The sequence below is a fragment of the Anaerocolumna xylanovorans DSM 12503 genome (assembly GCF_900143645.1).
In the GTDB taxonomy this organism is placed as follows: domain Bacteria; phylum Bacillota; class Clostridia; order Lachnospirales; family Lachnospiraceae; genus Anaerocolumna; species Anaerocolumna xylanovorans.
The window spans coordinates 778,351-790,176 of the sequence record NZ_FRFD01000003.1 but is presented as its reverse complement, the minus strand read 5'-3'; the positions used below and the strand labels follow the sequence as shown (position 1 = coordinate 790,176).

General features: G+C 40.0%; 9 protein-coding genes. 3 read left to right on the top strand and 6 right to left on the bottom strand.

Annotated features, from left to right (window positions below; genetic code table 11):
- The first annotated feature begins 177 nt into the window (after positions 1-177).
- Positions 178-2,001 (top strand): right-handed parallel beta-helix repeat-containing protein, encoded by a 1,824-nt coding sequence (locus BUF11_RS03290; RefSeq protein ID WP_073587346.1) that lies wholly within the window; start codon positions 178-180, stop codon positions 1,999-2,001.
- 14 nt (positions 2,002-2,015) lie between these two features.
- Here BUF11_RS03290 and BUF11_RS25255 read toward each other — a convergent pair whose 3' ends face one another.
- Entirely contained in the window at positions 2,016-4,370 is a 2,355-nt protein-coding gene (locus tag BUF11_RS25255; RefSeq protein ID WP_073587903.1) for an ABC transporter ATP-binding protein/permease, read from the bottom strand.
- A gap of 188 nt (positions 4,371-4,558) precedes the next feature.
- On the opposite strand from BUF11_RS25255, the gene BUF11_RS03280 reads away from it, so the two are divergent.
- Entirely contained in the window at positions 4,559-5,143 is a 585-nt protein-coding gene (locus BUF11_RS03280) for a PadR family transcriptional regulator (RefSeq protein ID WP_073587345.1), read from the top strand.
- 244 nt (positions 5,144-5,387) lie between these two features.
- Here BUF11_RS03280 and BUF11_RS23925 read toward each other — a convergent pair whose 3' ends face one another.
- From BUF11_RS23925 to BUF11_RS03255, 5 genes are all read right to left on the bottom strand, one after another.
- The gene (locus tag BUF11_RS23925; protein ID WP_175561972.1) at positions 5,388-5,558 is read right to left on the bottom strand and encodes a hypothetical protein; all 171 of its coding nucleotides are present in this window, start codon (positions 5,556-5,558) and stop codon (positions 5,388-5,390) included.
- Between the two features lie 167 nt (positions 5,559-5,725).
- Positions 5,726-6,955, bottom strand: a complete 1,230-nt coding sequence (gene hisS / locus BUF11_RS03270) for a histidine--tRNA ligase (RefSeq protein WP_073587343.1) — start codon at positions 6,953-6,955, stop codon at positions 5,726-5,728.
- Positions 6,956-7,127: 172 nt separating this feature from the next.
- Complete coding sequence (locus BUF11_RS03265) at positions 7,128-8,069, bottom strand: lipase family protein (RefSeq protein ID WP_073587342.1); 942 nt, start codon at positions 8,067-8,069, stop codon at positions 7,128-7,130.
- 12 nt (positions 8,070-8,081) lie between these two features.
- Positions 8,082-8,888: a hypothetical protein gene (locus BUF11_RS03260; protein WP_073587341.1), complete on the bottom strand. Its 807-nt coding sequence runs from the start codon at positions 8,886-8,888 to the stop codon at positions 8,082-8,084.
- A 65-nt stretch (positions 8,889-8,953) separates the two neighbouring features.
- Complete coding sequence (locus tag BUF11_RS03255; RefSeq protein WP_073587340.1) at positions 8,954-9,808, bottom strand: pyridoxamine kinase; 855 nt, start codon at positions 9,806-9,808, stop codon at positions 8,954-8,956.
- A 205-nt stretch (positions 9,809-10,013) separates the two neighbouring features.
- Here BUF11_RS03255 and BUF11_RS03250 point away from each other — a divergent pair, with 205 nt between their 5' ends.
- Positions 10,014-11,795, top strand: coding sequence for a methyl-accepting chemotaxis protein (locus BUF11_RS03250; RefSeq protein ID WP_073587339.1), 1,782 nt, complete (start codon positions 10,014-10,016; stop codon positions 11,793-11,795).
- Positions 11,796-11,826 lie beyond the last annotated feature (31 nt).

Sequence of the window (11,826 nt, the reverse complement as noted above, 5' to 3'; positions counted from 1 at the left end):
TTACTGCTTTCTTATTTGTTAAAAAGATTACATTTTCTTTAAATTTCACTGCGTATTGTTTACAATACATATATAATAGGATACACTTATAGAATATCTGGTATACAAAGTAAAAGTGGCTGTTACGGCAGACAAGAGACACTAAAATGAACAGTCATAATGAAAGGGTTTTGCGATATGAAAAAGAAAATGATTTTAGGTTTATCCTCTATTGCACTATTAACATTTGTTCCATCCTCTGTACTCCATGGCGTGGCATATACAAATGCTGCCGAGTATAGTTCTACTTTAGGTGATACTTCTGACACACTTGAAACCAAAGAGGTTACTGCCAGTCCCGGTTCTACCTCAACGGAGCTTCAAAGTCTTCTGGATTACAACAAAGACGGAAAATACAAGCTTACCGTACATATTCCCGCCGGCAGCTATACCCTTATTAAGGAATTAAGGATATACAGCAATACAACCATATCAGCCGATACGGATGCAAAATTATATAAAACTCATCAAAAAGGCCCAATTCTTTCCAACGATATGAGCCAGGATCGGGGCGGCTATACCACATCAGAGAATATAACTATCATTGGCGGTGTCTGGGATTCCTCTCCTATTGCAGACAAAAATAAAGGTACAGAAAGTTTTCGCTTCATTCATGCTACAAATATTACCGTTAAAGATGCTGAAATATCCAATGTGCCGGTAAACAGCCATTTGATTACCTTTGCAGGTATTAAAAACGGATTAATTGAAAACTGCAAGCTCCATGGTTATGATGGTGAAAGCCCAAAGGAAGCCATTCAGTTGGACATTGTCCACGACAATGTTGTTGTGCCTTCCAACCAATCAAAGGATATTAAATACGATGACCTTCCCTGCGACGGGATTCTGATACGCGGGAATGAAATTTATGACTATCCCAGGGCAATGGGTTCCCATACCTCTATAAAAGGAGTCTTCCACAAGAATATAACCATCACCAAGAATACTCTCCATGACTTAACGGAAGCCGGTATTAAGGCATATAATTATGAGAACCTGGAAATCAGCTCTAATTATATATACAATGTAGGTGTCGGCATCCTGGCTTACACTTATATCAGCAATGAATCAAATCATTATCTGAATGCTTTAAGTACCACGGTACCCGAACCTCTGCCGGATGATTATAACATCAAAATAACAAATAACACCATCCGGGATATCAATAAATCAACATCCTCTGCTATTACCAGCTGGGGAGACGGAATTAGAACCATAGGTACCTATACCCGTCCGCTCAATGGCGTTACTATAGCAAATAATACAATTGAAGCCACCAAACGTTATGGGATATTCTTGGAGAAAACCCCAGGCAGTATCATATCGGATAATACAATTTCCAATACAGCTGACAGTGGAATTTATCTGTTTAGAGAATGTGATAATTCAACAATTAAGAATAATACCCTTGAGAAACTGGGGAACACCGGCGGAAATGCCGGCGGGATTGGATTGTACAGTACAAGTAACTCCCTGATAACGGACAATACGATAACTTCCCCGGCAAAGAATGGTATATACCTTTCCAAACAAAGTAATACCTGTAATATTACAGGCAATATGATTTACTCCAGTGGTGGGAATGCCATTGCCACCTACGATAAGAGTGACAATACCACTATTTACAGTAATTTCATCTCTGGCTATTCCGTGAACGGTATTTATGCATACGATACCAATTCTGCCGATATCAGTCAGAATAAAATTTACGGCAATACCGGCAGTAATGTCAAGGATGGTATTCATATACAGGGTGTAACAGACCTCGACAATGCTTTCTCTCTTAAGGATAATTACATTAGCTCAACCCGCCGCTATGGAATCTATATAGATGCAAACAACAGCCTCTTAGAGACCAATACCATCACAAATGCTATGAAGTATTCTATCTATCTGGATAGCAATAGCAGCGGAAGTAAACTCTTTGACAATAAGATTGATAACAGCATCTGGCAGAATTAATAATATAGGGGGTTTTATTCCGCTCTAAGTGCTTCTATTGCATTCTTTCTGGAAGCCATTTTAGCCGGAATATGACCTCCTAACACTGTTAACAGTGTGCTGATAACCACCAAAAACACCGCATGTTCAATTTGAAGATGTGCCACACCCGTAAGCTCCGTCATTTTATAGAGTATGGAATTAACGGGGAAAGTAAGCAGCCATGCCAGAACAACACCAAGTATTCCTGAAAACACACCAAGTATGGTGGTTTCTGCGTCAAATACACGGGTAATATCCTTCTTTCTGGCGCCTAATGCCTTTAAAATACCGATTTCCTTTGTTCTCTCCAAAACAGAAGTATAAGTTATAATAGAAATCATAATAAGGCTTACTACCAGAGAAATACCGGCAAAAGCAATTAAAACAATGGTAATGCCGTCCATAATACCACTGGTCAGGCTTGACATAGTGGCGGCAAGATCTGTATACACCACCTGGTCTTTCGAATCTTTTCCTGCATTATACTGATCCAGATAGTCTGTCACTGCATCCTTATCATCAAAATTGTACGGATAAACCATGATAACATATGGAGTTGCATTTCCGCCGAGGTAAGCCAGGAAAGTATCCTTTGCATCCTCTGTTAATTCTTCATTGGTAATAATATTCTTATCACTTTTTTCCTGTGCCTTTACAATAGCAGAGTCCTTGGCATTATCAATTACCATTTCTGACAATTCGTCACTGTAGGCAATACCGGGAAGAAGGAGTGCCATTGCTACATCTTCTTTCTGACGTACAACTCCTGTAATCTTTATCGTAATGGCCTCCTTTGAATCATACATTGCCAGGTAATCATTGCCGGGCAGATATGTTCCTGCCTGAGTGGGCATATAGTAAACATCATTGGGTATTATTTTAAATTCCGTACCGATAATATCTTTAAAATCGAGGCTTTCTTTCCCTTTTGTATCAAATCCCAAATTATTAAGAATATTATAATCCAGCCTGTTTCTGGCATCGATAACAAGTACCAGATCAGTTGCCTTAGCAGGATATTCTCCAGCCATGATGTCATAATTCTTTGTCAGGTAGGACTCTTCCTCTGTTTTTAGCTGTTTGGGATAAGAGGATAAGCCCATAGAGCCTGACAGACCGGTGCTTTGCGTCTGGCTGCCTCCTGAAGAGCTGTTCTGACTGCTTAGGCTCACAGGAATTACCTTATCTTCTACTTTACGTACCATATTCATGGATACCAGTCTGGTGTATCCGATACTGCTGCAGATTTCAGGGTCTATCTTATTCAGGTAATCAAGATAATCTTTGGTAAAAATATTCTTATGGGTTATCTGCGTATCAGAGGGATCATACAGCGTTACTGTATCCGCAGGTATATAGGCTTTGTCATTCTGGTTCTTCATTTCCTTTCTCATTTGCTCCATGCTTTCGGCATCTACGCTTGTAGCGGACTGGGAAATAATAATTGGAAATTCTGCCATGGCATCCTTTTGAAAATTATCAATCTGTGTCTGGAATCCGGATGATAAGCTTAAAATTACTGCAATTCCGATGATTCCAATACTGGAAGCAAAGGCTGTTAGAATAGTTCTTCCCTTCTTGGTGCGTATGTTGTTAAAGGAAAGACGAAGAGCTGTCAAAAAGCTCATACTTGTCTTCTTAAGCTTGAATTCATCCCCCTTGGGCCTTTCCACATGAGGATGACTGTCAGATATAATTTTACCGTCCTGGAAACGGATAATCCTGTCTGCATAATTTTCGGCAATCTCTGGATTATGAGTTACCATAATAACCAGACGTTCTTTGGCAACCACTTTAATCAGTTCCATAATCTGAATACTGGTATTGCTGTCCAGGGCTCCTGTCGGCTCATCGCACAAAAGAATCTCCGGGTCATTTGCCAGGGCTCTGGCTATGGCAACCCGCTGCATCTGTCCGCCGGATAATTGATTTGGTTTCTTGTGAAGATGTTCCTTAAGTCCCACCTTTTCTAATACTTCCAGTGCCTTTTTATGCTTTTCTTCTGCGGATACACCGCTTAAGGTCATACCAAGCTCCACATTTGCAACAATACTAAGATGCATGATCAGGTTATAGCTCTGAAATACAAATCCAATTGAATTATTCCTATAGGCATCCCAGTCCCTGTCCGTAAAATCCGCAGTCTTTTTCCCCTTAATGACCAGCTCTCCTGAATCATAACGGTCAAGGCCTCCTACAATATTAAGGCAAGTGGTCTTTCCCGAACCGCTGGAGCCAAGGATTGCTACAAATTCCTTCTGCCTGAAGGCAACACTTATTCCGTCAAGGGCTTTTGTTTCAATCCCTCCGACATTATAACTTCTCTTTATATCTATTAATTCCAGCAAATTTTTCTCCTCCTTATGTATAAAGTATCCTGCTGTATTCATGTCATTATACATAAGGGGTTCTCTTAAGTCAAAAAAATTACTCTAAATAAATATTAAAGTTTTATGATTAAATATTAATAAAATAGTTGACATTTCCTTTGTCATCATATATCTTTTAGATATAACTAATAAATATGAGGTGAAAAATGCCAATCAAAAAAAATAAAACCAGGTATGTTATACTTGGGCTTTTAAATGAGGAACATCTGTCGGGTTATGAGATAAAGCGAATCATAGATACCAGATTATCTTTCTTTTGGAGTGAAAGCTTCGGTCAAATCTACCCCCAATTAAAAGAATTGGAAACCGAAGGACTTATTGCGGCTTTCCATCAGCCAGACAGTAATAGTAAAGCAAGTAAAAAATATACGATTACTGATCAGGGCAAAGAAGAGTTGCAGCAATGGCTTATGATCCCGGTGGAAAAAGAAATCATACGGTATGAGGTTTTATTAAAACTCTATTTTTCCAATGCAGCTTCATCAGACATCATGCTGGAGCATATTAAAGAATTTGAGCTGAATCACAATAAACAGAGAAAATTATTTGAAAAGTTTGAAGAACAGCTCAAACAGGACATTGATGTACACGGCAATCACAGACAAGTGTTAATGGTTTTGGCCTTTGGACAAAAGGTATGGGAGTCTTATGCAAGTTGGTGCAAAGAAACTATAAAATCTCTTGAAGATATTTCGGCAAATCCAGAGAATTCTGACAAGGGGGCTGATTAAGTATGGGAATACACTTTAAAGGCATATTAGTAGTTTTATCATTCTTACTGCCGAATATATTCTTTTATTTTTTTCCTCCGCAAAATATTCCCAAAAACTTAAGTTCCGTGCCTGTTGTTTTTACAATAATGGAACAGGCAGGGCGAATTCTTTGCCTGGTTGTGCCAGTTGTATTCGGAAAGAAAATTGCAGAACAAAAAGGCTCGTACCTGGTCATACTGATGGCTCTCTGTTTATTGGTCTATTATACCTGCTGGATTTTGTATTTTACCAGTGGAAGGGAATATTTCGATTTATTTAAGCCTATGGGCTTTATACCAATTCCTATGGCTATATTCCCGTTAATGTACCTCATATTGCTTGGCATATGGGTTAGATCTCCTCTTTTTATAGCACCTGCGATACTTTTTTCCATCGGACACCTTGCAATAAGCTGGAATACGTACATACAGCTGCTTAAAATAAGATGAGCGCCAGTCCCATCCGGCTGAATGGCCTGATGCCGCAAAAGAAAAAGAGTTTGGCTTAAATCTATGATTTAAACCAAGCTCTTTAAACTTCTATATTTAAAGTTCATGTTCCTTATAAAAATTGAATTTCCCCTGACTGTCCGTAGATATAGAATCCGTCACAGCCCTGTTCCTGTAATTTATCAATAAACTTACCGGTCTTTTTCGGCTTCACATACATGGCAACATTATGATTCTCACGAAGTCCTCTTGCATATTCCATGGCAGGAATAAAATCCTTTTCCTCATAAAGCACTGCAATCTGCTTCTTTCTGTCCGGTATCTGAAAGCCCACATCGGTAAGAATGCCGAAAATCCGCTCAAAACCAATGGAAAAGCCCACTGCCGGAACAGTTTCATTTAAGAATTTGCCAATCAGGTTATCATATCTTCCGCCTCCGGCAATAGCTCCCCTGAACTTTGTGCTCTCAACCTCAAATACCGTACCGGTGTAGTAACCCTGTCCTCTGATAAGGGTAATATCATACACTACATCAAACTCGCCATTGAAAGCCTTTACAGAATCCAGGATAAAGCGTATCTCTTTTACACTCTCTTCCTCCGGGCAAAGCCTTTCTGCTTCCTCTAACGTAAAAGGCTTTGTTGATAACACTTCTGACAGCTTATTGATACTTTCTGCTTCAAATCCCTTGGCGTTTAGTTCTTCCTTCACACCATCCAGGCCGACCTTGTCTAATTTGTCAATGGATATGCAGACACTGTCCAGCTCTTCCGCCTGAAAGCCAGCCTTTAAAAGAATAGCCTTTAAGAGCTTTCTGTTATTTATCTTAACCCTGAAATCACCGATACCGATATTCTTAAGAGCCTGTGCTGTGGTTGCTATCAGTTCCACTTCCGCTGTCAGGGAGTAGGTTCCGATAATATCAATATCACACTGGTAGAATTCCCTTAAACGCCCCTTCTGCGGACGCTCTGCTCGGTAAACCCTGTCAATCTGTATGCACTTAAAGGGCGATAACAGCTTGTCCCTGTTATTAGCATAATATCTGCTAAGGGGAAGTGTTAAGTCATAGCGAAGTCCCATATCGCAAAGCTCTTTCTCATTCTTTGCTTCCAGGGCCTTTTCCAACTTATCTCCCCTTTTTAATACTTTAAATATCAGGTTTAAATTCTCTCCGCCCTCACTTTTATCCAGATTCTCAATATCTTCGATAACCGGAGTCATAATTCTTTGAAATCCGCAGGATTGGTAAGTCTTAAGTATTTCATCCATCAGATAATCTCTTAAGGCTGCTTCCTTCGGTAAATAATCATTGGTCCCTTTCACAGTAGAAATCTTCATTTTCAGTAAATCCTCTCTTCCAAGTTTTTATAATCAAAGTGTCCTCTGTACAGTTAAAAAACTTCTCGATAAAAATTTCGATGTATCCTCTGCCTCTTGGCATATTACCGCCAGACTGCATTCTATACACCGAAAGATAAAATTCTGTATTTGCATTTTCATAAGGAATACTTTAATGGAATTGAATGGATTTGTCAAGCAGATAGTAATCCTTTTCATGGCATCCCATAAAAACCTGAAAGCCTCCATACCTCACAACCTGCTCAACGGCACAAAAGGAATTTAAGGTCTCACCGGAAGAATTACCGGTATCAGGCGGATATTTTCCAAAGTTATCTCTGCTGTTATAGATACAGATTTCCCTTCCCACCGCCTTATATGGCTTTAGTTTCAGGCATTCTGCAAATAATTCCTGTATTGGACCCAAACGCTTTAATAGCTTTGTTTCCTGCAAAGTAAAGGGCAGGTGGCACACGATATCTAAAAAAGCTTCATAACGGAAATAATTAAGACTGCCGTATTTATCTGCAAATAACTCATCTCCTGTTCTGGGTGCCCCAAAGGTATAAACTGCAATCTTATCCCTATATTTCCCGTTATGGATTTCCGATAATATGGCTGCCATTATATTGGCAACTGCTCCGCCTTTGCTGTGCCCTGTAACTATAATCTCTGCCGTTTCATATTTGCCTGCTAATTTGCCGTATAGCTCTTCTGTCTTTCTTAGCATATCTTCCTTAAGACTGTCTGCCGCACTTAAAAATCCCTCATGTACATTTCCCGGTCCATAAGGAAAAGGAACCTGTATGGCAAGGAAATTATTTATCCAGTCCAGGATACTTCCTTCCAGGGTGTCATCGCCATCTGTTCCCCGAAAAGCAATAATAAGTTTATCCTCTGAAATCCCTATTAAGCCTGCATGTATGTTATCAATACCGGCAGTAAAGGTATAGACTTCTTCCGTAAAGCCTGCTGTATGATACCAGTTGTACGGTACTCCTCCTATCCACTCATCAATTCGAAAGCGGCAGCTGATTGGAAGTTTCCCATCCTTAATGCGGTATGCCAGCATGGAGGCGGCCAACATAGCCATTGCTTTCCTGCTCTCCTGCATAATGACCCCTTCCTACCCTTTTGCCTGGTCGTCTTCTTTGCATATTCCCGTCAGTGTAATATCTAACTTAGCTTCCATTCCTTTTAAATTTGCTGCTGTTCCTGCCAGAACCAAGGTTGTCTGCTGTCCTATATGTACTGTTATCTGCTTCTCTTCTGCTTCATTTAGGTAAATATCTTTTATAAAGCTTTCTTCTGTCAGTTCTCCTCCAATAATCAGAGTAAGGGTACACTTGATAAATTCTCCGGGATATCCTTTCAGGGTTATCTCACAATCCTCCCAATAACAGTCATTTGTAAGATACAGGTTATCAATACTTTCGGTTCCCGCAATGGTTCCAAACCAGGACACAGAGTTTCTTTTGATATTTTCAGAGCCTTCCTTCTTAGCTGCACTACTTACATTTCCCAAATAGTCCGGATATATTTCCAGCCTGTGCAGCTCCCCTTCTTCCGGTCTGGAAAGAATAAGCCGGAGTGTCCCTCCGTTCATCCATCCAAGGGAAGCGGCCTCTTTATCCTTTAATCCCCTTGCAGACATATTTTCAAAATAGACCCTTAAATCCTTCTTATCACCTTCCTCATACGCCAGAAGCATAAAGGAACTCTCTGTCCCTGACAGCTCGTAACAAATGGCTGCCGCAAGACCTTCTTTACAGGAATCCCCCGTATCCTCCCATTCCATATAAGCAACAGCTTCGGACTGCGTCCTTATGCATTCCGGGAAACAGAACTGTTTCATCCGAAGTCTGCAACTATTGGCCATTATCCAGTCGTAATCTGTTTCATTAATAAGAATAATATATCCTTCCTGCTTCATACACGCCTATTACCTATGTTCTATCTCTATAATTTATGTACGGAAGCAGTCATCCATACGTATTTTCAGGAATTCTTATGAATGGAACCAAGTTGTGCAAGTTCAATAAGTCCCTGTTCAAAGTTTACACCGTATCTGTTATCTGTTTTGTCATTATAAGTTCTTCTAATGGCTTCTGTGGTAAAATCGGCAGCCAGCTTTAGGGCTTCCTCCATGGATTGGTCATTTAGCAGCCCTGAAAGCAGCACACTGGAAAATACATCGCCGGTACCATGATACATTCCCGGAATCTTCTCAGTAAAGTAATAGTTTACTTCTTTCCTGCCACAGTCATATGCCGCTGCCCCCATCTGCCCTTCCTGCAAATACACTCCGGTAAGAACTATCTTTTTAGCACCGCAGCCGGACAGCCTGCCAAAAAGCCCTTCAATATATTCTGTTGTATAAGGTCCTTCCTTATAATCTTCTCCCAGCAAGAGAGTTGCTTCCGTAATATTAGGCACAATAACATCTGCTTTTTCACAAAGCTTAATCATACCTTTGGGAAAATTCTCATCAAAAGCTGAATAAAGCCTTCCATTGTCCCCCATCACCGGATCGACCAGAATAATAGTGTCCTTTTCTTTAAACATATCAAATATCTGTGAAACCATGTCAAGCTGGGAATAGGACCCCAGATATCCGGTATAAAGTGCTTCAAATGTTAACCCAAGGGAATTCCAATGCTTCGCAATCGGCAGAATATCTTCTGTTAAATCCCTGAAGGTATACCCTGTAAATCCACCGGTATGAGTGGATAACACAGCTGTCGGAATAATGCTGGTTTCAATTCCTGCCGCTGAAAGAATTGGAAGTGCAACGGTAAGGGAACACCTTCCGAAACAGGATATATCATGTATTGCTGCAACTCTTTTCTGCATTCTTATTTGCCTCCGTCATATTAATTTTTATTATGATTATCTTAAATCATATCTGGCATGCAATCAACCTCCAGTTTTCATTTTTTTAACAGGTCCAGACCAAACATCCATTTGTCATATTTTTTACTATATTGTAATATTATGAAAAATAATGTAGAATATCTTTATAGGATTTTCTATAATTTACTAATTGGGAGGGTTATATATGAAGTTCAAAAATCTAAAGGTACGTACACAAATCACTTTATTTTCTGCTATTTTGGTTGCAGCCATAATTTTATTAGGGGTTATATCACTTAATAACCAGTACTCCATTCTAAATACTAACCTTAAAGCTCTGGAGACCAGTATCCGTTCTGATTATGATACTAATATAAAAGAGCAGGTACAGACCGCAATTTCCATGTTAAATGGAGTATATGCCAAATACCAGAGCGGTGATTATACCTTGGATGAAGCTAAAAAAATAGGTGCTGATACATTAAGGAGTATGTCCTATGGGGATAACGGTTATTTCTGGGCTGATACCTATGACGGCACTAATATTGTTCTCCTTGGAAATGAAACAGAAGGAACCAACCGTATTGATAAGGTGGATGTAAACGGCTTCGCATATATGAAAGCGATTATTGAAGCCGGCAAAAAAGGCGGAGGATATGCCGACTATTGGTTCCCTAAGGCCGGTGAGACCGAGGCAAAACCAAAACGCAGCTACAGTCAGGCCTTCGAACCCTTTTCCTGGGTAATCGGAAGTGGTAATTACACCGATTATATCGATGAAATAATTAAGACCACTTCCACAGAACAGGAAAAAAAGGTAATTTCAACAATGTTCCATGATGGCATCATTATTATTATAACAGTTCTTTTCTCTGTTCTTTGTTGTATATACATTATCGAACGAATTAACCGAAGCTTTAAATCCGTCAGCAATTACCTGGGGCAGCTTTCCAAAGGTGATTTTAGCATTTCTCTGCCTGAAAGGTTACGTGACAGCAAAGATGACTTCGGACTACTGGCAGCAGATATGGAATTTATGAAAAATTCTGTAGGAGCTCTTATAGGTAATACAAAAGCAGAAGCTGACTCCATAATTTCTGCCGTAGCGGTAGCCAATGAGAATATGAAGGCATTAAACAATAACTTACTTGAGGTTTCTGCCACAACAGAGGAATTAGCAGCAGGTATGGAAGAAACTGCCGCATCTTCCGAAGAGCTTAATTCAACTGCTCTGGAAATCGAAACTGCTGTCAGAAGTATCGCAGAAAAATCACAGGACGGCAGTCTGAAAGTAATTGAAATCAGCAAACGGGCCGCCGGAACAAAAGAAACTGCCCAGTCCTCTCAGTTAAGGATCCAGCAGATTTCAAATGAAATCAGCACACATTTAAAAACTGCTGTTGAACAGGCCAAAATCGTGGAGCAGATTGATGTATTATCTCATTCCATAATGAACATAACCTCCCAGACCAATCTGCTGGCATTAAATGCTGCCATAGAAGCCGCAAGAGCAGGTGAAGCCGGAAAAGGCTTTTCCGTTGTAGCCGATGAAATCAGAAATCTGGCAGAGCAGTCCAAATCAATGGTTGAGCAAATACAGGGTGTGACTTCTAAAGTAACCGAAGCTGTTAATGATCTGGCTTCCAGTGCAAACAATCTCTTAGATTTCGTAACCAATGACATAAACGGCAGTATGGACAGCTTTTTATTGATTGCCCAGGATTATAATCAGGATTCCGTTTATGTAGACAACCTGATAACTGATTTCAGCGCTACCTCCGAAGAACTTTTAGCTTCTATCCAGAGTGTATTATTAGCTGTAAACCAGGTCTCTTTAGCTGCCTCCGAAGGTGCTTCCGGAACCAGCGATATTGCCGTAAAAGTAAGCGATGTAAATGTGAAATCAAATGATGTTGTGAATCTGATATCTACCGCAGATACAAGCTGTTTATCTCTTAAGGAAGAAATCAGCCACTTTATAGTTTAACCTCCCAAGGAAGACTTCCCCCCCGTCTTTA

Excerpts from the sequence above, each read along its gene's own strand:
- BUF11_RS03260 (WP_073587341.1), bottom strand. The coding sequence starts at position 8,888 with ATGAAGCAGGAAGGATATATTATTCTTATTAATGAAACAGATTACGAC.
- BUF11_RS03290 (WP_073587346.1), top strand. The coding sequence starts at position 178 with ATGAAAAAGAAAATGATTTTAGGTTTATCCTCTATTGCACTATTAACA.
- BUF11_RS23925 (WP_175561972.1), bottom strand. The coding sequence starts at position 5,558 with ATGGAAAAAAGTATCGCAGGTGCTATAAAAAGAGGAGATCTAACCCAT.
- hisS (WP_073587343.1), bottom strand. The coding sequence starts at position 6,955 with ATGAAGATTTCTACTGTGAAAGGGACCAATGATTATTTACCGAAGGAA.
- BUF11_RS03265 (WP_073587342.1), bottom strand. The coding sequence starts at position 8,069 with ATGCAGGAGAGCAGGAAAGCAATGGCTATGTTGGCCGCCTCCATGCTG.
- BUF11_RS03250 (WP_073587339.1), top strand. The coding sequence starts at position 10,014 with ATGAAGTTCAAAAATCTAAAGGTACGTACACAAATCACTTTATTTTCT.
- BUF11_RS03255 (WP_073587340.1), bottom strand. The coding sequence starts at position 9,808 with ATGCAGAAAAGAGTTGCAGCAATACATGATATATCCTGTTTCGGAAGG.
- BUF11_RS03280 (WP_073587345.1), top strand. The coding sequence starts at position 4,559 with ATGCCAATCAAAAAAAATAAAACCAGGTATGTTATACTTGGGCTTTTA.